The sequence below is a fragment of the Pseudomonas sp. ADAK7 genome (assembly GCF_012935675.1).
Taxonomy (GTDB): Bacteria; Pseudomonadota; Gammaproteobacteria; order Pseudomonadales; family Pseudomonadaceae; genus Aquipseudomonas.
Genome location: NZ_CP052861.1, coordinates 1,721,895 through 1,747,057, shown reverse-complemented (window position 1 = coordinate 1,747,057; position 25,163 = coordinate 1,721,895). Strand labels below are relative to the sequence as shown.

Here is a 25,163-nt window from a genome sequence, read left to right as displayed (position 1 = left end):
ATGATCTATCCTGCCAACACATTCCCCCCTACGGTCTACAGGACCCTTCGCTATGCAACGCATCGACCATCCACTGCCGTGGAGCCATTTGGGCACCGAACGCAGCTTGAGCGTGTTTCGTTTTGGCGCCGGCGCCCGCAAGGTGTACATCCAGGCCAGCCTGCACGCCGATGAACTGCCGGGCATGCGCACCGCCTGGGAGCTGAAAAAGCGCCTGACCGAACTCGAAGCCCAAGGCCAGTTGCAAGGTGTTATCGAGCTGGTGCCGGTGGCCAACCCGATCGGCCTCGACCAGCACCTGCAAGGCGCGCACATGGGCCGTTTTGAACTCGGCAGCGGCAAGAATTTCAACCGCTCGTTCGTCGAACTGAGTGCGCCGGTGGCCGCGTTGGTCGGCGCTCAGTTGGGCGACGATGCCGAGGCCAACATCGCGTTGATTCGCCAGGCCATGGGCCAGGTATTCGACGGTCTGCCGGCGCCGGCGTCGCAACTGGAAGCCATGCACCGCTTGCTGTTGCGCCACGCCTGCGATGCCGACATCACCCTGGATTTGCATTGCGACTTTGACGCGGCGATTCACATTTACGCCTTGCCGCAACAGTGGCCGCAGTGGCAATCCCTGGCCGCGCGCCTGAATGCGGGCGTGGGGTTGTTGAGTGAAGATTCCGGTGGCAGTTCGTTCGACGAGTCCTGTTCGACGCCGTGGTTGCGTTTGGCGCAGGCCTTCCCGGAGGCGGCGATTCCGCTGGCGAACCTGGCAACCACCGTGGAGTTGGGCAGCATGGGCGACACCCGGGTTGATCAGGCCCAGGCCAATTGCGAGGCGATTCTGGGCTTTCTCGCTGAACAAGGTTTCATCACAGGCACCTGGCCGGCGGCGCCGAGCGAATGCTGCGAAGGCATGCCGTTCGCTGGCACCGAATACCTGTTCGCCCCGCACCACGGCGTGGTCAGCTTCCTGCGCGAGGCGGGTGAGTGGGTGGAGCAGGGCGATGCGCTGTTTGAAGTGGTCGATCCGTTGAGCGACCGAGTGACGACCGTGCGCGCCGGGACCAGCGGCGTGTTGTTTGCGATTGATCGTGGGCGGTACACCCAGCCGGGGACGTGGCAGGCGAAAGTGGCGGGGCGCGAGGCGTTTCGGGTTGGGAAGTTGACTAACGACTGATCCAGGTTATTTGTCGCCCGTCATGGCCTCTTCGCGGGCAAGCCTCGCTCCTACGGGGGATACATTGTAGGCGCGAGGCTTGCCCGCAAAGGCGGCATCAGCCACACCAAAAACCTCAGCGATGTTAGGGTATCTCCCGAATCCTGCGCCCCATAAAGGAAGGTTTATGCTGAAGTTTCTCGCTCTGTTCATGGTCCTGGCCTCCGCCACGGCTCACGCTCAAACCCCGCTGCACACCGACCTGCCCCTCAAATACCTCGAACAGGCCAACCCTGACTCGCACAATCAGCCGCTGGTGATTTTCCTCCACGGCTACGGCAGCAATGAGCGGGATCTGTTCGGGATCAAGGACGAACTGCCGACACAGTACAACTACCTGTCAGTGCAGGCACCGGTGGCGTTGGACGCGGACAGTTACCAGTGGTTTCGCAAAAAGGGCGAAGGCGCCTACAACGGTGAGACCGATGACCTGAAGACCAGCGGCAAGGTGTTGCTGGACTTCATCGCCCAGGCGACGAAGAAATATCACACCGACGCCAACAAGGTGTTCCTGGTGGGGTTCAGCCAGGGCGCGATCATGTCCTACGAGGTGGCGTTGCGTCATCCCGACGCGGTAGGCGGGATTGCCGCGTTGAGCGGGCGGATATTGCCGGTACTCAAATCGGAGCTGAAACCGGATGAAAAACGCCAGCAACTGGCGATTTTCATCGGTCATGGCACCGTCGACCAACGTCTGCCCTTGGTCGACGGCACGGCGGCCAACAGCCTGTTGCAGAAACTGTCACTCAAGCCTGAGTTTCATACCTACGAAGGCCTGGGCCATAGCATCAGTGCTGCCGAGATCCAGGACTTGAGCGCCTGGTTGCTACGCCTCAACCCCTGAATCGTTCGGATTTACTTGCCGGTGATCTGCTTGACCAAGGTGTCGTGACCCGCCTTGTCGGTTGGGCGCGAGATGATCTGAATCACCGCCATGCGGTTGCCGGAACCGGCCATCAGCGTGGTGTTGAGGGTCTTGCCGCCGCCCTGGGTGGCGGTGCTGTCGACCTGGCGCATGCCCAGCCCGGTACCTTTCAGGGTCAGGCTTTTTTCGCTGAGCTTGGTGAAGTCCGGCAGGGCCTTGTGTTCGGCAGCATCGAAATCGGCGGCGGTGCTGTCGAGGAACTCGCCGTCGTTGTCTTTGACGGTGACGCCAGGTGCCAGGTTGTTTTCAGCGGCGATCACCACGGTCTTGGTGGTTTCGTTGGCGTACATGGTGCCGGTCGCACCGGTCGCGCCCGGCGGCAGCGGGTTGGCGACGAAGCCCTTGGGCAGGGTGAATTTGAATTTGCCACCAAGCATCGAGACTTTGATCGGCGCGGCGTCGCTGGTGGTGGCCTTGGCGGCATAAACATTCATCGCCCCCAGGCTGGCAGCCGCCGTCAGCAACAGGACAACGGCTTTTTTACGGAACAATGACATAGAAAATCTCCAGGGATGGTCGCGCTAGAGGGCGATCATCCCATGGAGGTTGGATGGCATCCAGCCCGGTGTACGTTCCGCGCTGGCGGGTAGGCAGTTTCTGGCCTAGTCATTCGCAACCCTCGAACGAGTTATTGCTGCCGGTTTCGCCAACAAGCGCCGCGTGACCCCGAGCATGCCCACGGACACCGCCACGCCAAGGGCAAACGCTGGCAAGCCCAGGCTTGGCAAGGTCAGCGCCAGCACCAGGCAGAACGCCGCGAACGAATACATGCCGGTGGCGGTGGCGCGCAACAAGGCGGCGGTGAACGCCGGGCCACGGGTTTGCTGGGAGAACACCGCCATCACGCTGCCCAATACCGGGAACACCGCCAGCAAGCCGCTCCAGCGTTCGCCCACGGTACTGGCCAGCAGCGTGACGGCCAGGGTCAGCAGGGCGCCGGCCACCATGCGCAGCAGCAGTTTGTCGGACTTGGGTTTGGGGCCTGAAACAATCGGCTGCACCGACGGAAACAGGTAAGGCGCGGCGAGCAGGGCGGACGCGGCAGCGATCACCGAGAAGGTCAGGGAGGGCGGGATTAGCGAGAGCACGACAGCCACCGTGGCCCACACCAACATCGAAATCGCCAGCGCCCACGGCCAACCGGCCCGTTGCGCCACTTGGGCGTAAGTCACGCAAAACGCAATCATGGCGAACATCGCGGACAAGGCTGCGGTCGCGGCTTGAGCGGCGAACACCTGGCCCTGCTCGATGGCGAGGAAAAACAGAATCGGCCCGACCACCACCGGCAGCCCGGACAGCCACCCGGCCACGCTCGGCCCCCAGCGTTTGCCCGCCAGGGAAATCAGCAGCAGAAACCCGGGAATCACCAGCAACTTGAGCAGCAGCACGCACGCACCTCCGACCTGTGTGAGGCGGCAACGTTAGCATTGCAGACGGAGGATTGCTCTATGAATGGCCGAATTTTGTATACAAAGCGCGGATCCCTCGTAGGAGTTGCCGAAGGCAGCGCCTACCCAGGTCGCGTGTATAGCCTGTAGAGGGTCGAAACGTCTAAGCTGCGCCTTTCCAATTGTTTCTGGATGTTTGAGTGAACTTCAGTTTTTTGCCCAAAATCGCCACGGCGCCGTTTTGCCCGCCGGAAGTGGCTGGCAGTGTTGCGGTTGATCCGGGCGCTTCATTCTTCAAGCGCCTGCTGCGTTTTGCCGGCCCCGGTTTGTTGGTGTCGATTGGCTACATGGACCCCGGCAACTGGGCCACCGCCATCGAGGCCGGTTCGCGATTTGGGTACAGCTTGCTGTTCGTGGTGTTGTTGGCGAGCCTGGCCGGAATGGTGGTGCAGTGTTTGTGTTCGCGGCTGGGCATCGCCACCGGGCGTGACCTGGCGCAACTGTCCCGGGAGCGCTACAGCACCCGCACCGCACGCACGCAATGGGTGCTGGCGGAAATCTCGATCATCGCCACCGACCTGGCAGAAGTGCTCGGCTGCGCCCTGGCGTTCCATTTGCTGCTGGGCTGCTCGCTGACCTTCGGCATCGCCCTGACTGCGTTTGACACGCTGCTGGTGCTGGCCTTGCAGAACCGTGGCTTCCGCCGGCTGGAAGCGATCATGCTGGTACTGGTCGGTACCATCGGCGCGTGTTTCTTCGTCGAACTGCTGCTGATCAAACCCTACTGGCCGGACGTTGCCCGTGGCTTCACCCCATCACTGTCGGCCATTGGCGATGCCGCACCGCTGTACATCGCCATCGGCATTCTCGGGGCCACGGTGATGCCGCATAACCTGTACCTGCATACTTCAATCGTGCAGACGCGGCTGATCGGCAAGGACCTGGCCAGCAAGCAGGACGCGGTCAAACTGGCGCGCATCGACACCATCGGCTCCCTGGCCCTGGCGTTGCTGGTCAATGCGGCGATCCTGATCCTGGCAGCCGCCGCGTTCCACAGCACCGGACACAGCGACGTGGTGGACATCCAGGACGCCTATCACCTGCTCGATCCGCTGGTGGGCGGGGCCTTGGCCAGCGTGCTGTTCGGCGTCGCGCTGCTGGCCTCGGGGCAGAGCTCGACTTTTACCGGGACCATCGCCGGCCAGGTAATTATGGAGGGTTACCTGAACCTGCGGATTCCTTGTTACCAACGGCGTTTGATCACCCGTGGGCTGGCGTTGATCCCGGCGTTCATCGGTGTGTGGCTGATGGGCGACAATGCGATTGGCAAGTTGTTGGTAATGAGCCAGGTGGTGTTGAGCCTGCAACTGCCGTTTGCGTTGTACCCGTTGATCAGCATGACCAATGACCAGAAGCTGATGGGGCCGTTTGTGAACCGGCTGCCGACGCGGGTGTTGGCGTGGGGGTTGTTTACGGTGATCAGCGCGGCAAATGCGTGGTTGATTTTGCAATTGGTGGTTTGACCTGATCGTTCCCACGCTCCGCGTGGGAATGCAGCCCGGGACGCTCTGCGTCCCTTCCAGAGCCGAACGCGGAGCGTGGGAATGATCGGTCAGTCGCCGAACGCGTCCATCACAAAATCGATAAACACCCGGGTCTTGGCCGGCATCAACGTGCGGCTCGGGTAGTACAACGAGATCGGCCCCGCATCCGCTTTCCAGTCCGGCAGCAGTCGCACCAGCTCACAGCGCTGGATCTGCGCGACCACATCGGGCAGCACCAGCAGCGTTACGCCCAGGCCGAGCAGGGCCGCTTCACGCATGGCCGCCGGGTCATTGAGCACGATGTTTTCATTCAACGTGGCGGTCGCCTCATGGCCCGCGCCATCGCGCATCACCCACTGACGAACCCGCCCGGTACGAATGCCGCGCATCACGATGCCGGTGTGCCCGAGCAAGTCCCCCGGGCTGACGGGGAGGGTGCGTCCTGCCAGATAAGCCGGTGATGCGACAGCAACGATATCGGCCGCCGCCAAGGTCCGCGAGATCACCCCCGGCGTCAATTCAAAACCACCACCAATGGCCGCGTCATAACCTTCGGCAATTAAATCCACCTGGCGATTTTCGAAGTGCCACTCCGGCCGAATCAACGGATAACGCGCCAGGAACGCCGGCAGCAGCGGCAGCACATGCCCAATGCCAAAGGTCGGCGCCAGGCTGACCTTGAGCACACCCGCCGGCTCGCCTCGATCACTGCTCACCGCGCTGATCGCCGCTTGCAAGCCCTGCAGATTGCCGCTGATGCTCGCCAGGAAACGTTCCCCGGCCTCGGTCAGGGACAACTTGCGAGTCGAGCGCTGGAACAACCGCACACCGATATTGCGCTCCAGCATCGCCACGTTGCGACTGACGGCGGCGGGCGTCAGCGCGAGCAACCGCGCGGCAGCGGAAAAGCTCCCGGTTTCGGCGCTGCGCACAAAGGATTCGAGGTTGGCGAGGGTTTCCATGGCAAGGCACCTGCTAGCAATGCTTGAAGATCATTCAAATCATTACCGGCTAATCAAGACCTAATGGCAAGTGCAGTATTCACCCCAACGACAACCTGTTTGGAGTGAATAACCATGAGCACTATCGGAATCATCGGCGCCGGCGCCATCGGCTCAGCCTTCGCCCGGGCCCTGTCCCGTCAGGGGATTGAATTGGTCATCGCCAACAGCCGCGGGCCGCACACCCTGGCGGCGCTGGTGGAAGAACTCGGGCCAACCGCCCGTGCCGGCACCCGAGAAGAAGCGGCGGCGCAAGACATCGTGTTGGTGGCGGTGAACTGGTCGAAATTGCCGATGGCGTTGGCGGGTCTGCCGGATTTCGCCGGGCGGATCGTCCTCGATGCCAACAACTCGATTGAAGCGCCATCGTTCAAGGCTGTGGATTTGCAGGGTCGTACGTCCAGCGAAGTGTTCGCTGAGTGGGTACCCGGAGCGCGGGTGGTAAAGGCGTTCAATCACCTGGCGGCGCGGTTGTTGGAGAGTGATCCGGCGGCGGAGGGTGGCAAGCGAGTGTTGTTTCTTTCGGGCGATGATGCCGAGGCGAAAGGGAAAGTGGCGGAATTGATCGAGCGCTTGGGCTTCTGCGGGATTGATCTTGGAGAACTGAGTGTCGGGGCGCGGCTGGCGCAGTTTCCGGGTGGGCCGCTGCCGATTCTCAATCTGGTGAAATTTGGCTGAATGCCAGGCAAAAAGAACCCGGTGCGACGTGAATCGCACCGGGTGTTTTGCCAGACAGCGAACGGATATTCGTGGGTCCCCGCGCTGCCTGTTGAACACTTGATCGTTCCCACGCTCTGCGTGGGAATGCAGCCCGGGACGCTCTGCGTCCCCTTGGAACGCGGAGCGTCCCTTGAGGCATTCCCACGCAGAGCGTGGGAACGATCATGTACGGGTTAAGCCCGTTCGATCGCCAGTGCCACGCCTTGACCACCGCCGATGCACAGGGTGGCGAGGCCTTTCTTGGCGTCGCGCTTGATCATTTCATGCAGTAAGGTCACCAGCACCCGGCAACCTGACGCGCCGATCGGATGGCCCAGGGCAATGGCGCCGCCGTTGACGTTGACCTTGTCCAGGTCCCATTCCAGGTCCTTGGCCACTGCCAAGGATTGCGCGGCGAAGGCTTCGTTGGCTTCGATCAGGTCCAGTTGGTCAATGGACCAGCCAGCCTTTGTCAGGCAACGGCGAGTGGCCGATACCGGGCCGATGCCCATGATCGCCGGGTCGACGCCCGCATTGGCGTAAGCGGCGATTTTCGCCAGGACCGGCAGGCCCAGGGCCTTGGCTTTTTCGGCGCTCATCAGGATCACGGCGGCGGCACCGTCGTTCAGCGAAGAGGCGTTACCGGCGGTCACCGAACCGTCCTTCTTGAAGGCCGGTTTCAGCTTGCCCAGGGCTTCGGCGGTGGTGCCGGCCCGTGGCTGTTCGTCGGTGGCGAAGGACAGCGGATCGCCCTTGCGCTGCGGGATCAGGATCGGCGTGATCTCATCGACAAAACGCCCGGCTTCGATGGCGGCCGTGGCTTTTTGCTGGGAGGCCGCGGCGAAGGCGTCCTGTTGTTCGCGGGTCAGGCTGTATTTCTCGGCCAGGTTTTCCGCGGTGATGCCCATGTGGTAATCGTTGAACGCATCCCACAGGCCGTCGCTGATCATGGTGTCGACGATTTGCGCGTGACCCATACGCAGACCGGTGCGCGCGCCGGGCATCACGTAGTTGGACAGGCTCATGTTTTCCTGGCCGCCGGCAATGATCACGTCGGCATCGCCGCAACGAATCGCCTGGGTCGCCAGGTGCAGGGCTTTCAAGCCCGAACCGCAGACCTTGTTCAGGGTCATGGCCGGCACGGTGAACGGCAGGCCAGCCTTGATCGCCGACTGGCGCGCAGGGTTCTGCCCGGCACCGGCGGTGAGCACCTGGCCCATGATCACTTCATCGACCAGCGCCGGGTCGAGCCCGGTTTGCGCCAGCAACTGACGGATCACCGCAGCGCCCAGGTCAACGGCGGACACACCGGCCAACGCACCCTGGAAACTGCCGATGGCGGTACGGGTGGCGGCAACAATAACGACGTCTTGCATGGAATGATTCCTCACTGGGCAGCGAACTGCATTTCCGGCACGTGATCCGGCACGATCAGTTTGCCGGCGGTCTTGGCGACAATTTCTTCAACGCTCACGCCTGGCGCACGTTCTTTGAGAATGAACGCGCCGTCCTGGATTTCCAGGTAGGCCAGGTCGGTCAGCACACGCTTGATGCACCCGGCGCCGGTTAGCGGCAGGCTGCATTTGGCCAACAGCTTGGACTCACCGTCCTTGGACGCGTGGGTCATGATGACGATGATGTTATCTGCACCGGCCACCAGATCCATGGCGCCGCCCATGCCCTTGACCAGTTTGCCGGGAATCATCCACGAGGCGATGTTGCCTTCGACGTCGACTTCAAAGGCGCCGAGCACGGTCAGGTCGACATGGCCACCGCGGATCATCGCGAAGGACTCGGCCGAGGAAAAAATCGACGCGCCGATCCGCGCGGTCACGGTTTGTTTGCCGGCGTTGATCATGTCGGCATCGATGGTTTCTTCCGTAGGAAACGGACCCATGCCGAGCAGGCCGTTTTCCGACTGCAGCATGACTTCCATGCCTTCAGGGATGTAGTTGGCGACCAGGGTCGGAATGCCGATGCCCAGGTTCACGTAGTAGCCGTCCTGCATTTCGCGGGCGACGCGTTGAGCCATTTGTTCGCGGGAAAGTGCCATTGTTGTTATTCCTTCATTCGGTCCGGGGGCAGGGGATCACTTACGCACGGTGCGCTGTTCGATGCGCTTCTCGAACGTGCCGCAAATGATCCGGTCGACGTAGATGCCAGGGGTGTGGATCTGCGCCGGGTCCAGCTCGCCGGGTTCGACGATTTCTTCGACTTCGACCACGGTGATCTTGCCGGCGGTGGCGGCCAGCGGGTTGAAGTTCTGGGCGGTGTGGCGATAGATGACGTTGCCGAAGTGGTCGGCTTTCCAGCCTTTGACGATGGCGAAGTCACCGGTGATGGACTCTTCCATCAGGTACTTGCGACCCTTGAATTCGCGCACTTCCTTGCCTTCGGCCACCGGGGTGCCGACGCCGGTGGCGGTGAAGAAGGCCGGGATGCCGGCGCCGCCTGCGCGCATTTTTTCGGCGAGGGTGCCTTGGGGGGTCAGATCGACTTCGATGACGCCGCTGAGCAGTTGCTCTTCGAACAGTTTGTTCTCGCCGACGTAGGAGGCCACCACCTTGCGAATCTGCCGGTCTACCAGCAGCACGCCGAGGCCGAAGCCGTCGACGCCGCAGTTGTTGGAAACCACGGTGAGGTCGCGGGTGCCTTTGCGCTTGATCTCGGCGATGAGGTTTTCCGGGATCCCGCACAGGCCAAAGCCGCCAGCGATCACGGTCATGCCGTCTTCAAGACCTGCAAGGGCTTCCTCGTAGGAACTCACGCGCTTGTCGAAACCTGCCATATGCACCTCTTTTATTCTTGATGGGCGGCTGGCTAGCCGTAGTGGAAGTGAGTGTCGCGCCGGGCCATTCATTTGTTAAGTTGATTTTTAAGGTTGATTGATAGATAAAACTCACCAATCAATCCCGTAGGAGCAAAGCTTGCTCGCGATGAGATTCTCAAGGACGCCATCGCGGGCAAGCCATGCTCCTACAGATAGCACATGCGCCACTTACTGGAGCCATTCGCCATGACCGTCAAGCAAATCCGCGCCTTCCTGGCCGTGGCCCAGAGCCTGAGTTTCGCCGTGGCCTGCGAGCGGTTGCACCTGTCGCAATCGGCGCTGAGCCTGACCATCAAGGCCCTGGAAGAAGGCCTGGGCGGGCGCCTGTTCAGCCGCAATACGCGCAACGTCGCGCTAACTCCGGAAGGTGAATCCCTGGTGCCGTTGGCGCGCCGGTTGATCGCCGATTGGGACAATGCCGAAGATGAACTGCGCCAGCGTTTCACCCTGCAGCGCGGTCGCGTGACCCTGGCGGCGATGCCGTCGTTCGCCGGCAACCTGCTGCCGCCGATCCTCAAAACCTTCCGCGCGCGTTACCCGAAAGTCAACGTCACGGTGAACGACGTGATCAACGAGCAGGTGCTGGAAATGGTCCGGGATCGGCAGGTGGAACTTGGCGTGTCGTTCGAACCGGCCCACAGCACGTCGCTGGAATTCACGCCGTTGTACATCGATCGCTTTGTCGCGGTGGTGCCCCATGACTCGGCGCTGGCGAAACTGGACGAGATCGACTGGCAAACCTTATTGATGGAGCCGTTTATCACCTTGCAACGACCGTCCACCGTGCGGGTGATGCTCGAAGAACACTTGCAGGCCCGGGGTATGAAGTTGCCGGTGGAATTTGAAAGCCATCAACTGGCGACGGTCGGGCGGATGGTCGCCAGCGGTTTGGGCGTGAGCGCGGTGCCGGCATTGTGCGTGCAGCAAATGCAGGAGTCGGGCGCCCACTGCATCACCTTGCGTGACCCGGTGGTGGAACGGGCGATCGGCGTACTGACCAAGCCGGGGCATGAACTGTCGGCGGCGGCACAGGCGTTGTTCGATATTTTCAAAGAAGCCAACCTCGCACAGCGCCTCATGCCCTGAGCGCGGAACACGCCCTCCACGTGATCGTTCCCACGCTCCGCGTGGGAATGCATCCTGCGATGCTCTGCGTCACATCCGGAAGCGGAACGCGGAGCGTCCCCGGCGGCATTCCCACGCGGAGCGTGGGAACGATCATTGGGTCAGGCGTTGTGTCAGCAGGGGTAATAGTTGTTCGCAGGAACCCTCAATCTTCATATCCAGAATGTCATCCGCCCGGGTCTTGCCCAGATTGATCGCAATCAACGGCTTGCCCTGATCGACCACCGCCCGACACAACCGAAACGCCGAATACGCCATCAACGACGATCCCACCACCAGCAACCCCGCCGCTTTCTCAACCGCCGCCATGGCCCTGGCCGCCGTCACCTGCGCGACGTTCTCGCCAAAAAACACCACGTCCGGCTTCATCCGCTCCTCGCCGCAATGCGGGCAGTGCGGCACCTGAAACCGTGCTTCAAACGCCGGGTCGAGCAGGGTATCGCCATCCGGCGCTTGGACCGCATCGACGCCCGCCAGGTAGGGGTTTTGCACTTCCATTAGCTGTTGAATCGCATCGCGCTCGCTGCGCCGGCCACAGTCCAGGCACAGCACCCGGTGCAGGCTGCCATGGAGTTCGATGACGTCATGGCTGCCGGCCTGGTCGTGCAAGGTGTCGACGTTCTGCGTGATCAGCCCGCCGATCTGCTGCGCACTTTGCAAACTGGCCAATGCCTCGTGGGCCGCGTTGGGGCTGGCCAGGCGTACCCGCGGCCAGCCGAGCATCGCCCGTGCCCAGTAACGGCGGCGGGATTCGGGGGCGGCGAGGAATTCCTGGTACATCATCGGTTGCCGGCCACGGCGTACGCCCTGGTTGTCGCGGTAGTCGGGAATGCCTGACGGGGTGCTGATGCCCGCGCCCGTCAGGACCGCGAACGGCTGGTCGGCCATTAATTGCTGAAGACGGTCGAGTTGTTCGCGGATGGGGCTGTCGAGCATGTTCAACACTCCGGGAAGGCCTTGAGTGTTTGCAGGGTAGCATTTGCCGATCACCACGCGCCGCTCGCAGATAACGCACCTGTAGCAGCTGTCGAGCACCGCGAGGCAGCGTCCGACGGCGAAGCCGTCGTGAAATCAGGCCACGCGGTGCATCAGGTGCACCGCGTGCGCAGGGTCTACGACTGCTTCGCAGCCGAACGCAGGCTTCGCCAGCTTCTACAAGTTTCGCGTTCCCCCCGGTGTCTATTTACGCGCTTCAAGAATCAGGTTGAACGGCGTTTCCGTCGCCCGGCGGAAATGCTTGAACCCGGCCTCGGTAAACACCTTGCGCAACCGCGCTTCACCGGCCTGGGCGCCGAGCCCGAGGCCGACTTCCTGGGACAGTGAGTTTGGCGTGCAAATGAAGGTCGAAGCCGCATAAAACAGCCGTCCCACCGGAGTGATGTTGTCGTCGAGGGCATCGTTGGCATAGGGCTCCACCAGCAGCACCGTGCCGTCCGCTTTCAGCGAGTCATAGGCGTGGCGCGCCGCACCCACCGGGTCGCCCATGTCGTGCAGGCAGTCGAAATAGCACACCAGGTCATAGTCGGTGCCCGGATAACTTTTCGCCGTGCCCTGGAAGAACCGCGCCCGCCCGGACACCCCACCGGCCTCGGCGCGCTGGGTGGCCACGGTGACGGAGGGCGCGTGGTAGTCGAAGCCGACAAAGCGCGAATCCGGGAACGCCTGGGCCATGATCACGGTCGAGGCGCCATGGCCGCAGCCGATGTCCGCCACTTTGGCGCCGCTCTCCAGCTTGGCCACCACGCCTTCCAGCGCCGGCAACCATTCGGCCACCAAGTGCGCTTTGTAGCCGGGGCGAAAGAAGCGCTCCGTGCCGCTGAACATGCACGGATGGTGATCGCCCCAGGGCAATGCACCGTCACCGCGAAAAGCGCTGACCAGTTTGTCCTTGTCATGGAAAAACGACGCGACCACCCCGATACCGCCAGCGATGTACACCGGTGAGTCTTCGATGGCCAGGGCCAGGGCTTGCTCTTCGGGCAGGCGGAACTGGCCGTCCTGGTGTTCCATGTAACCGGAAGCGGCGTGGGCGCTGAGCCATTCGCGCAGCAGGCGAGGGTGGCACCCGGTCTTTTCGGCGAGGGTTTCGGGGCTGATCGGCTGGCTGTCGGCCATGGCCCGGTACAGGCCGAGTTCTTCGCCGAGAATGACATTGGCCAGCATCGCCGCGCCGCCCATGTCGTTGACCAATTTACCCATGAAGTCGTTAAGTCTGGCCTCGTCCATCACGTGTGCTCCTGTGGCAGGATCACGGTCCAGAGGCAGTGTGGGTCGAGGCGTGCGCCGCTGGGCGGTGGTCGTGGGAATGAACAGGACGCTGACGGCGCCCCGCGTGCGTTAAGTTTAGTCCGGCCCCCGCGCACTGCGGTTTGGGGCGACGAAAGCCACAGGGCCCACAATCCCTGTAGGAGCGAGGTTTTGTGTGGTTGGGTGTTGTGTATCGCAGTGTGTACGGTGCAGCGGCTGATACATGCGCTGCCGGTTTTTGCAAAAACCGAACACAGCCCCGATACACCGCTTCGATTAACTCGACTCTCATTAATCCACACAGAATGAGATCGACATCATGCAGACCTCTGATTTATCCACCAAGGCCAGCGTCGGCCTCGGCCTGCGTCGCGGGCTGATGAAAGACCTCCAGGCCGCCCCGACTGGGAGTTTCGACTTTCTCGAAGTTGCCCCGGAAAACTGGATCGGCATCGGCGGTGCCCATGGCGCGGCGTTGCGCGCGTTGGCCGAGCGTTATCCGTTGTCCTGCCACGGCTTGTCCCTGTCGTTGGGCGGGTCGGCGCCGCTGGATGTCGGGTTTTTGCAGGAAGTGCGGGTGTTTCTCGATCACTACAACGTGCCGCTGTACAGCGAACACCTGAGTTATTGCAGCGATGACGGTCACCTCTACGACCTGCTTCCACTGCCGTTTACCGAAGAGGCGGTGCACCACGTTGCCGCACGAATTCGTCAGTCCCAGGACATTCTCGGCCGGCGGCTGGCGGTGGAAAACGTCTCCTATTACGCCGCGCCCCGGCAGGACATGGACGAACTGACCTTCACCAATGCCGTGCTACGGGAAGCCGATTGCGACCTGTTGCTGGACGTCAACAATGTGTACGTGAACTCGATCAACCACGGTTTTGATCCGCAGGCGTTTCTGGCGGGGATCGATTCCGGGCGGGTGGTGGCGATGCACGTCGCCGGGCATTTCGATGAGTCCGAAACCTTGAAAATCGATACCCACGGCGCGTCGGTGAAACCGGTGGTCTGGTCGTTGCTGGCCGAGGCTTACGCCCGCTTCGGCGCGCAACCGACGCTGCTGGAGCGGGACTTCAACTTCCCGGCGTTCTCGGAACTGGTGGCCGAGTTGCAGACCATTCGCCGCTTGCAAGGTGTGGAGGTGAACCGTGGATAAATCTTCGCTGCATCAGCAACAGGATGCCCTGACCCGATACCTGCGTGATCCCGAGCACTGCGCGCCGCCAGCCGAAATGGACGCTGCGCGGGTGCAGGTTTATCGGGATCTGGTGTTCAACAATGTGTCGTTGCTGCTCAGCGGAACCTTCCCGGTGCTGGTGCGGATTCTAGGGGATGCGGAGTGGCGCGCGCTGGTGCGGATCTTCCTGCGGGACTATCGCGCGCAGACGCCGAAATTCGGTGAGATCGCCCAGGAGTTTGTCGCGTTTCTCGCCGCTGAACCGCCAGGCTTGAGCGATGGGGATTGGCCGCCGTTCATGGTCGAACTGGCGCATTACGAGTGGGTCGAGATGACGTTGCAGCAGTCTGACGACGAGCCATTGCCGATGAGCGATGCCGGGTTGTTGCTGGAGCGACCATTGCAGGTTTCGCCACTGGCCTGGCCGTTGGCGTATGGCTGGCCGGTGCAGCTGTTGGGGCCGGATTACCGGCCTGATGTTGTGCCGGATCAGCCGACGTTGTTGTTGGTTCGACGGACTGAAGACTGGAGCGTCAAGTTCTCTGAGTTGAGTCCTTTGGCGTGGCGGTTGTTGCAGCGGATGGGGGAGTTTCCCGAGCTGGACGGGCGTGCGCAGCTGGAAGGACTCGCGGAGGAGGCCGGTGCTGGCGGGTCTAGCGAGTTCATGGACAACGGCGTGGCGTTGTTGCGGCAGATGCATTCGGAAGGTGTATTAGCCTGATCGTTGATCGTTCCCACGCTCTGCGTGGGAATGCAGCCCGGGACGCTCTGCGTCCCTTCCAGAGCCGAACGCGGAGCGTCCGATGAGGCATTCCCACGCGGAGCGTGGGAACGATCAGGTTAGAGGTCTGGAGTGTGGGAACGATCCGCTCTCAACGAGGTAACTTCAGTTCTGCACATAGCCCGCCGCCTTCACGATTACTCAAGGTCAACGATCCCCCGATCGCCAACGCCAACTGCTGCGCAATCGCTAGTCCCAATCCGGTCCCGCCGGTGCTGCGGTTGCGTGAGTTCTCTACGCGATAAAACGGCTCCATCACCTGGGCCAATTCCTCTTCGGCAATCCCCGGCCCACGGTCCATGACCTTCACCGACAAGCTGCCATCGGTTTTTGCTTCGACCTGCAACTCCGCAGCCCCGGCGAATTTCAGGGCGTTGTCGGTCAGGTTCACCAGCACCCGGCGCAAGGCGTGGGGGCGGGTGTCGATCACGGCGGCGCTTTTGCCGCTCAGTTGCACGTCCTTGCCCATGTCCTGGTAGTCGAACACCAGGCTGTCGAGAAACGAATCCAGATCCGTGCGCCGGCTCTCTTCGGTGGCGCCGTGGATGCTGCGGGCATACGCCACGCCTTCGCGCACCAGGTGCTCCATTTCGCTGAGGTCATTCCACAGTTTGTCTTTCTCGCTGGAATCGTCCATGAACTCGGCGCGCAGTTTCATGCGGGTGATCGGGGTTTGCAGGTCGTGGGAAATCGCCGCCAGCAGTTGCATGCGTTCCTTGAGGTACGCCGCGATCCGCGCCTGCATGGCATTGAACGCCATGGCCGCATGGGCGACTTCGGTCGGGCCTTTTTCGTCCAGGTGCACGGCGTGGGTGTTGGGGTCCAGGGTTTCGACCGCCGTGGCGAGGCGGGTGAGAGGGCGGATGGCGATCCGCACGGCGAGCCAGGTGCAGGCGAGCATCAGCGCCAATTGCCCCAGCAACGCGATCGGCAGCCACGGCGACAACGGCACCATGGCCGGCCGCACGTCGATGGTCACCGGGCTGCCGTCCGCCAGTTTCAGGTGCACCTGGAAGTGTTTCTGCGGACCGGGGATGTCGGTCACGGTCATCGGGTAATCCTTGCCGATGGCATCCTTGATCGAGGTCACCGCGATGGGTGTGTCACGCATGGCCGTACCGGGCGAACCGTCGTCCAGCAGATAGCGGTAATTACGCCGCTCCAGTTGCTGCAGCCAGCCCGCGCGTTCTTCCGCCGGCAAGCGGTCGAGGATGGCAATGGAGGTCGAGACGTCGGTTTCCAGGTTGCCGAGCATGGTGTTTTTCGCGCTTTCGTAACGCTCGTAATACTGCGCGCCGAAGGACAGTGCCTGGGCGAGGATCAGGCCGATCAAAAAGATCAGCGACAGCCGTGAAGCGAGGGTGCGCGGCCAGTGCATCGCGAGATTCATGCGGGCGCTCCTTGTACTTCGACCGGCAGGGAAAACACATAACCCTCGCTGCGTACGGTCTTGATATAGGCCGGCTCCCGCGCATCGTCGAGCAAGCGCTGACGCAAGCGGCTGACCAGCAAGTCGATGGAGCGGTCGAACAGATCGGCGTCGCGGCCTTGGGTCAGGTTCAGTAACTGATCGCGATTGAGCACCCGTTGCGGATGATCGAGGAACACCCGCAACAAGCGATATTCCGCGCCGCTGAGGGCGACCATGGTGCCATCGGTGTCGAGCAGATGCCGGGCCGACGTGTCCAGGCGCCAGCGCCCGAAGGCCAGCAGGCGCCCGCTTTCGGTGACCACCAGGTTCGGCGGCAGCATGCGTGTGCGGCGCAGTACGGCGTTGATCCGCGCCAGCAATTCGCGGGCGGCGAAGGGCTTGACCAGGTAATCGTCAGCGCCCATTTCCAGGCCGATGATGCGGTCGGTTTCGTCGTTGCGCGCGGTGAGCATCAGCACCGGCGTGGCTTTGTGTTTGCCGGCGCGCAACTCGCGGCAGAGCATCAGCCCATCGTCGCCGGGCATCATGATGTCGAGCACGATCAGGTCCACCGGCGTGGATTCCAGGAACGAACGCATCTGCCGGCCATCCGCGACGACGGTGGTGCGCAGGCCATTCTTCTTCAGGTAGTTGCCGACCAGCTCCCGAATCTCGCGGTCATCGTCGACGATGAGAATGTGATCGACATGTTCCATGGGGCCAAACCTCTATCAATGGGGGATGTCGCGCAGTCTATCGAGCCTTGGCCCGTTCGCCCGCTGCCCTTTGTATTGCAGTGTATCTGGCCTGTCGACGGATACACGCAGACGCAAAAACGCGATTTTTTCGGGGTTTTGTATCGCTGTGTATCGGGCGGCGGCTTTGATACGTAACGATTTACTCAGGGGTTTTCCCGACACAGACGGGATACCTCGCAGGCTTCTAATGGGTCCCATCGAGGCAAACCAACCCGCCTCGGACCCACTAATCATTGAAGCCTTGAGGAAACCGCCATGAACACCAAAGCCATCTACGCCGCTTGCCTGTTTGCCGCCCTGAACATCTGCACCTTGTCGGCCCGTGCCGAAGCCGATGTGACCCCGAAAACCTACACCTACGGCACGCATCTGGACATCCAGAAAGTCGTGTCGCTGACACAGGACACCGCGCCTTCCTGCGGGATTGTGAATGCCCGGCTGACCTACCTCGATTCCCAGGGCAAAACCCAGGCGCTGGATTACAGCAAGTTTTCCGATGACTGCCACGAAGGTAGCTGAGTCCCTCTCTGAATCCCACTTTGAAACAGGAAGACCATCATGAACAACGTGACGCGTTACTTGACCGCCGTAGCCTTCTCCGTTGCCGGCGCTGCCGCCCATGCCAATTCTGCGGTTGAAAAGAATGCCTGTGGCAGTGCCACTTGCTTTCAACTGACCCCGGTGGAGAAGGGCGCTGCGGCGCTGGCGGAGAACGGTTCCAGCCGCACGCCCCAGGGGCAATTGCTGGAGCGCCAGACGGCTTGACTCGGTTTTTGCCGTGGTCCCCGCCCCCCCCTGTAGCAGCGAAGCTTGCTCGCGAAGAGGCCGGCACATCCAACATCAATGTCGCCTGACACACCGCCTTCGCGAGCAAGCTTCGCTCCTACAGGGATAGCGTTGTTTCGTTGAACACCTTTTCAGGAATCCCCCCATGTTTCTCATCGCATTCCTGGGCGGCATTTTGACCGTCCTCAGCCCTTGTATCCTTCCGGTCGTGCCGTTCCTGTTCGCCGGTGTCGAGCGCACCCGCTCTTCGATCCTGCTCACCCTCGGCGGGATGGTCCTGACCTTCGCCCTGATTTCCAGCCTGGCTGTGGTCAGCAGTGAATGGGTGGTCCAGGCCAACAACACCGGTCGCCACGTGGCTCTGATCGTGATGGCGCTGTTCGCCCTGTCGCTGATTTCCGCCCGCATCGGCGGCTGGCTGGCGCGTCCGTTCGTGCTGTTGGGCAATCGCCTCGACCCGAACACCCGCAAAATGTCCGGCCCGCTCGGCTCGCTGATGATCGGTGTCGCCACCGGTCTGCTCTGGGCGCCGTGTGCCGGGCCGATCCTCGGCGTGATTCTCACCGGCGCCATGCTGCAAGGCGCCAACGCGCAAACCAGTCTGTTGCTGGTGGCTTACGGCCTCGGCAGCGCCTTGTCCCTGGGCACCTTGATCTTTGCCGGTCGCGGGTTGGTCAATCGCTTGAAAGCGTCGATCCCGGTTACCGGTTGGTTGCGCCGTGGCGCGGGTGTTGCCGTACTGGCGGCGGCCGCCGTGATCTCCACCGGCGCCGACAAAACCCTGCTGGCCGGCACCTCGTCCGAGGGCGTCAGCAGCGTCGAGCAAGGGCTGTTGGAAAACGTACCAAAAGTGGTCGATTACTTCGTCAGTAAGGTCAAGGCCGACACGTCCATGGACAACGCCAAAGGCGCAATGCCCTCGCTCGACGGCGCAGTGCAATGGTTGAACTCGCCGGCCCTGACCAGCGAATCCCTCAAAGGCAAAGTGGTGCTGATCGACTTCTGGACCTACGACTGCATCAACTGCCAGCACACCTTGCCCTACGTGAAGGACTGGGCGAAGAAGTACGAGAAGGACGGCCTGGTGGTGATCGGCGTGCACACCCCGGAATACGGCTTTGAGCGGATCATCGATAACGTCAAGGATCAGGTGAAGAAACTCGGCATCACCTACCCGGTGGCCATCGACAACAACTACGCGATCTGGCGCAACTTCGACAACCAGTACTGGCCCGCCCACTACCTGATCGACGCCAAGGGCCAAGTGCGTTACACCCACTTTGGCGAGGGGCGCTACGACACTCAGGAGCAGATGATCCAGCAGCTGTTGCAAGAGGCCAAGGCACCGGCCGCGTAAGCCTTCAAATCAATGGCTCACAGGTCTTGCACCATGAGCCATTGTTGTTTGTCCCAGGCCTGGAAATTGTCCAGGACCGTCCAGCCACGTTTGGCGTAGTAGTCGTGCTTGTCCTGGGTGTGCAGGTAGATTCGCGCCACACCCTTGGCTTTCGCTTCAGCGCAAATCCCTTCGATCAAACGCTCCGCCAGCCCCTGGCCTCGCGCCTCGGGGCTGACAAATACACAGGCCAGCCACGGACCGAGATCCGCTCGAAGGGCCAGGTCGGCCCTGGCCAGTGCGGCACCGCCCAACAGTTGATCCCCCTTCAGCGCAATCAGGCATTGCCAGTCGCTATTGTGTTGACCGTCAGCAAACTCCCGCTGCCAATCCGCCAAGGGCTGTGAGGCGTATTCGTAATCGAATTGCCGATGAATCCACGCGGCGAAGGTGTCACTGTGTTGCGGGTGATGGGTGAGCCAGTCCAGGCGGGGCATGGGTTGATTCCTTTCGAAGGGGGCCCCATAAGAGCCGATTTCAGGGCGGACAGGCAATCCCGGGTTTTGCATCAACCACGGCCTGATGACGCCGCCACGCCGCTGGCGGTGCGCCAAACTCGCGGCGAAACGCGCGACTGAATGCCGTGTCGGTCTGATAACCCACTTCCTCGGCAATCCGTGCCAATGAGGTGTTACTGCGGCGTAACAGGTTGGCGGCGAGCAACATCCGCCATTGGGTCAGGTACTGCATCGGCGAGCTGCCGACCAGTTGCTGGAAACGCTCGGCGAGGACCGACCTTGAGGTGCAGGCGGTGCGTGCCAGTTCTTCCAGGGTCCAGCAATGACCGGGGTTCTTGTGCAATGCGTTGAGGGCGCCGCCGACGATCCGGTCGCCGACGCCCGCCAGCCAACCGGTGCGACCTTCGGCCTGCTCGTTCATGTACAGGCGCAACACCTCGATGAACAGCACCTCGGCCAGTTTCGCCAGCACCCCTTCGCCGCCGGGCCTGGGCGATCGCGCCTCGGCGAGGGCGTAGCGCACCGACGATTCCAACCACATTCCGGCATTCGAACCGCGCACATTGACCCTGATCACCGCCGGCAACCCTGTCAGCAACATGCCGGCCAACCGCGTGTCGCACGCCAGGTACCCGCACACCAGACGCGTCACGCCACCGCCACCGCCATAGCTCAATTGCCGCGGACGGCGCGCCAGTACCACGTCCAGCCGTGCCCCCGTGGCCGGCGGAACGCCCGGTCTCGAACACATGCGATGGGCATCGCCCTGAGGGAAAACCACCACGTCGCCGGCATTCAGCAGCAGCGGCGGATCATCACCCAACTCGACGTAACACTCGCCTTCGGTAATCAGGTGGAAGATCACCACCCGCTCGGCGCCGGGCTCCAGAAATGGCGCGGCGGTATCGGCGCTCGGCGACTGGTAGCACCAGGGCGCGGTGAACCGGGCGTTGATGAAAATCGCGCCGACCAGGTGGACCACACGCAAGGTTTGCGAGAGGGCGTCCATGGTGATTTCTCGTGGGGACGGATGCTGTTAAGTGTGAGCCCGTCGCCGCGCGGCGTGAAACCTCCGGACGATCGGGCAGTGTTGGCCGACGATCGGACAGGACGCCGGCCCGCGCCAGCGCGATAGTGGATGCACGGGGTCACTGCCGGCCCTGTGTCCATAACAAGAAAAGAGAGGTTGCTATGCCGAAGTTCGTCATAGAGCGGGACATTCCGGGCGCCGGAGCACTGTCGGACCGGGATCTGAAAGCCATCTCGCAAAAGTCCTGCCGGGTCTTGCGCGATTTACCTGAAGTGCAATGGCTGCAGAGTTACGTCACCGGCGACAAGATCTACTGCGTGTACATCGCGCCGAACGAAGAGCTCGTCCGGGAACATGCCAGGCAGGGCGGTTTTCCGGCCAACAGCGTTTCACAGGTCATGAACATCATCGATCCCACCACGGCGGAGTAGTTTTCCGTCAGCGCCTGGACTGTGTTTCAACCCGCGAGGGAGCCACACTTCATGAGTACACCCATTGATCTTACTGCCCTGAAAAACCGCCAGATGGCCGCGTGGGCCAGCGGCGACTACGCGGTGATCGGCACCACGCTGCAGATCGTCGGCGAGCAACTGGCCGAAGCCTGTGACCTGCTCTGCGACGAACAGGTGCTGGATGTCGCCGCCGGTAACGGCAACGTCACACTGGCGGCTGCCCGTCGTGGCTGCAAAGTCACCTCCACCGACTATGTCGCCGCGCTGCTCGAACGCGGTGAAGACCGCGCCAGGGCCGAACGGCTGGAAGTCATTTTCCAAGTGGCCGATGCCGAAGCGCTACCGTTCGACGACGCCAGTTTCGACGCGGTGCTGTCGACCTTCGGTGTGATGTTTACGCCGGACCAGGCCAAGGCCGCTGCAGAACTGGCACGGGTCGTTCGCCCCGGCGGTCGCATCGGCCTGGCCAATTGGACGCCCGAAGGCTTTGTCGGGCAGATGTTCAAGATCCTCGGCGGTCACCTGCCACCACCGCCCGGCGCGCAACCGCCATCAAACTGGGGCAATGAAGCCTGGCTGCGCACGCATTTCGATGAGCAGGATTTTCTGACCCAAGTGACGCGCCGGACCTTCAACTTCCGCTACCGCTCGGCCGCCCACTTCATCGACACGTTCCGCAGTTGGTATGGGCCGGTGCACAAGGCGTTTGCGGTGCTGCCGGTAGACGGCGCCATGGCGCTGGAAAGGGACTTTACCGAGTTGCTGAATAGCCTGAATCGGGCCGGCGAGGCGTCGCTGGTGGTGCCGAGTGAATACCTGGAGGTGGTGATCTCACGGCGATAAGGTCCATGTCGGAGCTGGCGAAGGCTGCGATCTTTTGATCTTGATCTTTTTCGGACTTGCTGAAGATCAAGATCAAAAGATCGCAGGCTGCGCCAGCTCCTACAGGGATTGCGGTGGTTTCAGAGGCGTACGGGCGAATCCGTTGGCGCCGGGATGTTCACTTCCACCTTTTTGCCCATGCTGATGCGCGGCTCCACCGCGTAGCCCAGCGACTCATAAAAACTCTTCACGCTTTCGTTCGCGCTGACAATCTGCAGATTGATCTTCATGCAGCCGCGAGCGGTCAATGCCAGTTCAGCGTGGCGTACCAATCGGGCGCCGAGCCCTTGCCGGCGCTGTGCCGGATGCACCGCCACCGAATACAGCCAGCCGCGATGACCGTCGTATCCCGCCAGCACCGTGCCCACGACCCCGTCGTTCGCCAGCGCCACAAAAAACAAGCCGTCGGCGATGGCCAGTTTCTTGTCGATCACCAGGCTTGGGGTGTTGTGCGCGGTTTCGTAGCCGAATGCGGTTTCCCAGAGTTCGATAACCGAGGTGCGGTGGTGTTCGTTGGTGTAATCGACAATCTGCGTCATGGTCAGTCCTTTGAATGCTTGGGGCTGACGCTAACGTTCCATGGCGTGTTTTGTCCACCCGATAGATTGCCCCCCAAAATTGTAGGCGCGAGGCTTGCCCGCGAAGGCGATCTTGAGGGCGCCTTCGCCCGCAAGCCTGGCTCCTGCGCGAAGATGGCCTTTCAACCGGGTGAAATATATCGGGCCAGTTGCCACGAAATCGTGGATGAGCTGCTTTAATCGAAGTTCTGAAAAATCAGGACTCATGCGCAATGGATGCTTCAAACGCCACACCCCTGCAGCACCTGCTCGCCCGTCGGCGCAGTGTCCGGAGTTACGCCGACGAGCCGGTCCCTCTCAGTGCCTTGCTCAACATCCTGTCCGCCGGCCAAGGCCGCACGTCCACGGAAGGCAAACGTGCAGCGCCCTCGGCCCATGCCTTGTATCCGCTGACGCTGGGCGTCGTCGTTCGTCGAGTGGACGGGTTGGCGCCAGGCTTCTACAGGTTCGAACCTGAGTCGGCGCAGCTCAAGCCAGGCGGGCACTGTGTGCAGACCGGGGCGCTGAACGCCGCCGCGCTGGGCGATGAAACGTGGCTGGAAGACGCCGCCGTCGTGGTGGTGATCATCGGCAACCGTGGCCTGGCCATTCAGCACTTTGCCGAACAGCAAGCCGATGGCCTGCGGGGTGCGCGTTATGTTGATTTTGAAGCGGGTGCGGTCGCGCAAAGCATGTATTTGGCGGTGACGGCTGAAGGATTGGGCTCGGTCGTGGTGATGGGGTTCGACGATGCGGCCATGACAAGCGCGCTGGGCCTGGACGAATCCGGTCAACCCGTGGCGCTTTTTTGCGTGGGGCGGCCGGTGGTTTGATCCGCTCCTGCAGTCAATCAGGGTTCGAGCGGCGCTCCATGATGATCGTGCGCTCGGCGCCATGGAATTCATCGCGGACTTTCAGAAAGCCCAACTTCAGGTAAAAGCCTTCAGCGGTAATGGAGGAGGGGACGCGCAGGATATCGATGTTGGCGGCTTGGGCGAAGGATTGCAGCGTGGCCATCAGCTGGCTGCCGAGTCCGGACCCTTGATGCTCTGGGTGGACGAACACGCTGCGGACAACGTCGCGGTCGAGGCTGGCGGTGGCTACGACCTGATGGTCAATGGTCGCCACGAATACCTGGCGTTGGCCGAGCAAGGCGAGGATGGACTGGGGAGCGAAGTTTTTCTCCACCTGGGCGATGACGTCGGGCGGGTAGTCCCGGGCATTGGACTGGCGCAGGGACTGGATGATGACCTGGCTGATGGCGGCTGCATCTTGCGCGGTTGCACGTCGAATCGGGTTGTTCACGTTCTCACTGCTCCTTGTGAAAGATTTCCTGCTGACCTCCTACGGTACGTCCGTGATCTGCGCCCCCCGTGCTTGCAGCAATTCGCGCAGGACCGAACGGTGGCAATGCGCCTCATCCTCGCAATAACACCCCACCGCCAGCGCCGTTTGATGAGACAACGCCGCCAACAAATCCAGCAGGTGACTGGGTGCAGGCTGGTTCATCTCGGCCTTGAACTTGCGCTTGAACGCGTCCCAAGCCTTGGCGTCCTGCGCCGTTTGGGCTTGGGCAACCAGTTCCGGGCTGGGCGACAGCAGGGGCTGCCAGACATCATAAAAATCACGGCTGGCAAACTCGGCTTTAGGTACGCCCCGAGGCGGGCGGCGCACCGTGCCGATGCGCAGGCCTTCATCGGGCCTGCGTGGCGAGCCAAGCCGCACGATGCTGATGGCCATGGACGGTTACTTGTGCCGCGAACCGTCAAACCACTCCATCGCCGTGCGCCAGATGCAGATGCCCAGGAAGTACGCCGACATCAGCAGCCAAAGCCCCATCACCATCGGGTTGATCACCGGATGGTTGACCACCAGCGACAAACTGCAGAGCAGCCAGATGGCGGTCACGGCAATGTTGATTGGCATGAACTTGCGCACGCGGAACGGGTGCAGGAACTTCATGCGGGTCACGGTCAGCAGGGCCAGGCCGATGACGGTGAGCAGCGTCACCCACGGCGACGGGCCAATGATGTACAGGCACAACGCGACCACGTTCCACGCGGCGGGGAAACCCTGGAAGTAGTTGTCCTTGCTTTTCATGTTGACGTTGCAGAAGCAGAACAGCGACGAGACCAGGATCAGCGACACGGTCAGCAGCAGCGTGTAGTCCGGCAACGGAATGTAGCGATAGATGAACAGCGCCGGGATGAACACGTAGGTCAGGTAGTCGATGACCAGGTCAAGGATCGAGCCGTCGAAACTCGGCAGCACCGATTGCACGTTGACCTTGCGTGCCAGCGCGCCGTCGAGGCCGTCGACGATCAGCGCCACGCCCAGCCACAGCAGGCAATGGGTGGCCTGGTTTTCCAGCAGCGCGAGGGTGGCCAGGAAGGCTGTGACCACGCCAGTCGCGGTAAAGCCATGGGCGCCCCATGCTTTGAGCCTGGCAATGTGTAGGGTTGATATCACGGGGGCGTTCTCCAAAAAGTGAAGCAAGCCAGTCAGCACC

General features: G+C 62.0%; 29 protein-coding genes. 13 read left to right on the top strand and 16 right to left on the bottom strand.

What is annotated here, in order from left to right:
* The first annotated feature begins 52 nt into the window (after window positions 1–52).
* Both HKK53_RS08080 and HKK53_RS08075 read left to right on the top strand, forming a co-directional pair.
* Window positions 53–1,165 (top strand): M14 family metallopeptidase, encoded by a 1,113-nt coding sequence (locus HKK53_RS08080; RefSeq protein ID WP_169370368.1) that lies wholly within the window; start codon window positions 53–55, stop codon window positions 1,163–1,165.
* 166 nt (window positions 1,166–1,331) lie between these two features.
* Window positions 1,332–2,048, top strand: coding sequence for an alpha/beta hydrolase (locus HKK53_RS08075; protein ID WP_169370367.1), 717 nt, complete (start codon window positions 1,332–1,334; stop codon window positions 2,046–2,048).
* 11 nt (window positions 2,049–2,059) lie between these two features.
* Here the strand turns inward: HKK53_RS08075 and HKK53_RS08070 are convergent, their stop codons facing one another.
* Window positions 2,060–2,626 carry a hypothetical protein gene (locus HKK53_RS08070; RefSeq protein ID WP_169370366.1) on the bottom strand — a complete coding sequence of 189 codons (567 nt, stop codon included), beginning with the start codon at window positions 2,624–2,626 and terminating at the stop codon, window positions 2,060–2,062.
* A gap of 105 nt (window positions 2,627–2,731) precedes the next feature.
* Window positions 2,732–3,517 (bottom strand): hypothetical protein, encoded by a 786-nt coding sequence (locus HKK53_RS08065; protein WP_169370365.1) that lies wholly within the window; start codon window positions 3,515–3,517, stop codon window positions 2,732–2,734.
* 200 nt (window positions 3,518–3,717) lie between these two features.
* On the opposite strand from HKK53_RS08065, the gene HKK53_RS08060 reads away from it, so the two are divergent.
* Complete coding sequence (locus HKK53_RS08060; protein ID WP_169370364.1) at window positions 3,718–5,040, top strand: Nramp family divalent metal transporter; 1,323 nt, start codon at window positions 3,718–3,720, stop codon at window positions 5,038–5,040.
* An 89-nt stretch (window positions 5,041–5,129) separates the two neighbouring features.
* On the opposite strand, the gene HKK53_RS08055 is transcribed toward HKK53_RS08060, so the two are convergent.
* On the bottom strand, window positions 5,130–6,023 hold the full coding sequence (locus HKK53_RS08055) for a LysR family transcriptional regulator (RefSeq protein ID WP_169370363.1): 894 nt from the start codon (window positions 6,021–6,023) through the stop codon (window positions 5,130–5,132).
* A 114-nt stretch (window positions 6,024–6,137) separates the two neighbouring features.
* Here HKK53_RS08055 and HKK53_RS08050 point away from each other — a divergent pair, with 114 nt between their 5' ends.
* Window positions 6,138–6,740: an NADPH-dependent F420 reductase gene (locus HKK53_RS08050; RefSeq protein WP_169370362.1), complete on the top strand. Its 603-nt coding sequence runs from the start codon at window positions 6,138–6,140 to the stop codon at window positions 6,738–6,740.
* A 215-nt stretch (window positions 6,741–6,955) separates the two neighbouring features.
* On the opposite strand, the gene HKK53_RS08045 is transcribed toward HKK53_RS08050, so the two are convergent.
* From HKK53_RS08045 to HKK53_RS08035, 3 genes are read right to left on the bottom strand one after another with little or no spacing between them, the layout of a single operon-like run.
* Window positions 6,956–8,137: an acetyl-CoA C-acetyltransferase gene (locus HKK53_RS08045; protein WP_169370361.1), complete on the bottom strand. Its 1,182-nt coding sequence runs from the start codon at window positions 8,135–8,137 to the stop codon at window positions 6,956–6,958.
* A gap of 11 nt (window positions 8,138–8,148) precedes the next feature.
* A complete protein-coding gene (locus tag HKK53_RS08040) occupies window positions 8,149–8,814 on the bottom strand; it encodes a CoA transferase subunit B (protein ID WP_169370360.1) in 666 nt (221 codons plus the stop codon).
* Window positions 8,815–8,850: 36 nt separating this feature from the next.
* Window positions 8,851–9,549 carry a CoA transferase subunit A gene (locus HKK53_RS08035; protein ID WP_169370359.1) on the bottom strand — a complete coding sequence of 233 codons (699 nt, stop codon included), beginning with the start codon at window positions 9,547–9,549 and terminating at the stop codon, window positions 8,851–8,853.
* A 228-nt stretch (window positions 9,550–9,777) separates the two neighbouring features.
* Between HKK53_RS08035 and HKK53_RS08030 the strand changes: the two genes are divergently transcribed.
* On the top strand, window positions 9,778–10,677 hold the full coding sequence (locus HKK53_RS08030; protein ID WP_169370358.1) for a LysR family transcriptional regulator: 900 nt from the start codon (window positions 9,778–9,780) through the stop codon (window positions 10,675–10,677).
* A gap of 132 nt (window positions 10,678–10,809) precedes the next feature.
* On the opposite strand, the gene HKK53_RS08025 is transcribed toward HKK53_RS08030, so the two are convergent.
* Window positions 10,810–11,652 (bottom strand): NAD-dependent protein deacetylase, encoded by an 843-nt coding sequence (locus HKK53_RS08025; protein WP_169370357.1) that lies wholly within the window; start codon window positions 11,650–11,652, stop codon window positions 10,810–10,812.
* A gap of 243 nt (window positions 11,653–11,895) precedes the next feature.
* The gene (locus tag HKK53_RS08020; protein WP_169370356.1) at window positions 11,896–12,942 is read right to left on the bottom strand and encodes a class I SAM-dependent methyltransferase; all 1,047 of its coding nucleotides are present in this window, start codon (window positions 12,940–12,942) and stop codon (window positions 11,896–11,898) included.
* Window positions 12,943–13,282: 340 nt separating this feature from the next.
* Here HKK53_RS08020 and HKK53_RS08015 point away from each other — a divergent pair, with 340 nt between their 5' ends.
* Together HKK53_RS08015 and HKK53_RS08010 are read left to right on the top strand one after the other, a co-directional pair.
* Window positions 13,283–14,122, top strand: a complete 840-nt coding sequence (locus HKK53_RS08015; protein WP_169370355.1) for an HvfB family MNIO-type RiPP peptide maturase — start codon at window positions 13,283–13,285, stop codon at window positions 14,120–14,122.
* Window positions 14,115–14,864, top strand: a complete 750-nt coding sequence (locus HKK53_RS08010; RefSeq protein WP_169370354.1) for an HvfC family RiPP maturation protein — start codon at window positions 14,115–14,117, stop codon at window positions 14,862–14,864. Before HKK53_RS08015 ends, HKK53_RS08010 begins: the two co-directional genes overlap by 8 nt.
* A 151-nt stretch (window positions 14,865–15,015) precedes the next feature.
* Here the strand turns inward: HKK53_RS08010 and HKK53_RS08005 are convergent, their stop codons facing one another.
* Together HKK53_RS08005 and HKK53_RS08000 are read right to left on the bottom strand one after the other, a co-directional pair.
* Window positions 15,016–16,314 carry an ATP-binding protein gene (locus HKK53_RS08005; RefSeq protein ID WP_169370353.1) on the bottom strand — a complete coding sequence of 433 codons (1,299 nt, stop codon included), beginning with the start codon at window positions 16,312–16,314 and terminating at the stop codon, window positions 15,016–15,018.
* Window positions 16,311–17,051: a response regulator gene (locus tag HKK53_RS08000; RefSeq protein ID WP_169370352.1), complete on the bottom strand. Its 741-nt coding sequence runs from the start codon at window positions 17,049–17,051 to the stop codon at window positions 16,311–16,313. The genes HKK53_RS08005 and HKK53_RS08000 overlap by 4 nt, the downstream gene beginning before the upstream one ends.
* A gap of 297 nt (window positions 17,052–17,348) precedes the next feature.
* Here HKK53_RS08000 and HKK53_RS07995 point away from each other — a divergent pair, with 297 nt between their 5' ends.
* From HKK53_RS07995 to HKK53_RS07985, 3 genes are all read left to right on the top strand, one after another.
* Window positions 17,349–17,612: a DUF2790 domain-containing protein gene (locus HKK53_RS07995; protein ID WP_133835903.1), complete on the top strand. Its 264-nt coding sequence runs from the start codon at window positions 17,349–17,351 to the stop codon at window positions 17,610–17,612.
* A gap of 39 nt (window positions 17,613–17,651) precedes the next feature.
* A complete protein-coding gene (locus HKK53_RS07990) occupies window positions 17,652–17,858 on the top strand; it encodes a hypothetical protein (protein WP_169370351.1) in 207 nt (68 codons plus the stop codon).
* A gap of 166 nt (window positions 17,859–18,024) precedes the next feature.
* The gene (locus HKK53_RS07985; protein ID WP_169370350.1) at window positions 18,025–19,236 is read left to right on the top strand and encodes a cytochrome c biogenesis protein DipZ; all 1,212 of its coding nucleotides are present in this window, start codon (window positions 18,025–18,027) and stop codon (window positions 19,234–19,236) included.
* 17 nt (window positions 19,237–19,253) lie between these two features.
* On the opposite strand, the gene HKK53_RS07980 is transcribed toward HKK53_RS07985, so the two are convergent.
* Both HKK53_RS07980 and HKK53_RS07975 read right to left on the bottom strand, forming a co-directional pair.
* Window positions 19,254–19,712: a GNAT family N-acetyltransferase gene (locus HKK53_RS07980; protein WP_169370349.1), complete on the bottom strand. Its 459-nt coding sequence runs from the start codon at window positions 19,710–19,712 to the stop codon at window positions 19,254–19,256.
* Between the two features lie 40 nt (window positions 19,713–19,752).
* Window positions 19,753–20,742 carry an AraC family transcriptional regulator gene (locus HKK53_RS07975; protein WP_169370348.1) on the bottom strand — a complete coding sequence of 330 codons (990 nt, stop codon included), beginning with the start codon at window positions 20,740–20,742 and terminating at the stop codon, window positions 19,753–19,755.
* A 182-nt stretch (window positions 20,743–20,924) separates the two neighbouring features.
* On the opposite strand from HKK53_RS07975, the gene HKK53_RS07970 reads away from it, so the two are divergent.
* Both HKK53_RS07970 and HKK53_RS07965 read left to right on the top strand, forming a co-directional pair.
* A complete protein-coding gene (locus HKK53_RS07970; protein WP_169370347.1) occupies window positions 20,925–21,194 on the top strand; it encodes a DUF4242 domain-containing protein in 270 nt (89 codons plus the stop codon).
* Window positions 21,195–21,245: 51 nt separating this feature from the next.
* Window positions 21,246–22,058, top strand: a complete 813-nt coding sequence (locus HKK53_RS07965) for a class I SAM-dependent methyltransferase (RefSeq protein ID WP_169370346.1) — start codon at window positions 21,246–21,248, stop codon at window positions 22,056–22,058.
* Between the two features lie 119 nt (window positions 22,059–22,177).
* Here HKK53_RS07965 and HKK53_RS07960 read toward each other — a convergent pair whose 3' ends face one another.
* Window positions 22,178–22,636 carry a GNAT family acetyltransferase gene (locus HKK53_RS07960; RefSeq protein ID WP_169370345.1) on the bottom strand — a complete coding sequence of 153 codons (459 nt, stop codon included), beginning with the start codon at window positions 22,634–22,636 and terminating at the stop codon, window positions 22,178–22,180.
* A 251-nt stretch (window positions 22,637–22,887) separates the two neighbouring features.
* Here HKK53_RS07960 and HKK53_RS07955 point away from each other — a divergent pair, with 251 nt between their 5' ends.
* Complete coding sequence (locus HKK53_RS07955; protein ID WP_169370344.1) at window positions 22,888–23,487, top strand: SagB/ThcOx family dehydrogenase; 600 nt, start codon at window positions 22,888–22,890, stop codon at window positions 23,485–23,487.
* A 13-nt stretch (window positions 23,488–23,500) separates the two neighbouring features.
* On the opposite strand, the gene HKK53_RS07950 is transcribed toward HKK53_RS07955, so the two are convergent.
* The 3 genes from HKK53_RS07950 to pcsA are packed head-to-tail and all read right to left on the bottom strand — an operon-like array spanning window position 23,501 to window position 25,123.
* Window positions 23,501–23,959, bottom strand: a complete 459-nt coding sequence (locus tag HKK53_RS07950; protein WP_169370343.1) for a GNAT family N-acetyltransferase — start codon at window positions 23,957–23,959, stop codon at window positions 23,501–23,503.
* Window positions 23,960–23,998: 39 nt separating this feature from the next.
* Window positions 23,999–24,394 (bottom strand): DUF488 domain-containing protein, encoded by a 396-nt coding sequence (locus HKK53_RS07945; RefSeq protein ID WP_169370342.1) that lies wholly within the window; start codon window positions 24,392–24,394, stop codon window positions 23,999–24,001.
* Window positions 24,395–24,400: 6 nt separating this feature from the next.
* Window positions 24,401–25,123 (bottom strand): phosphatidylcholine synthase, encoded by a 723-nt coding sequence (gene pcsA / locus HKK53_RS07940; RefSeq protein ID WP_169370341.1) that lies wholly within the window; start codon window positions 25,121–25,123, stop codon window positions 24,401–24,403.
* Window positions 25,124–25,163: the final 40 nt, after the last annotated feature.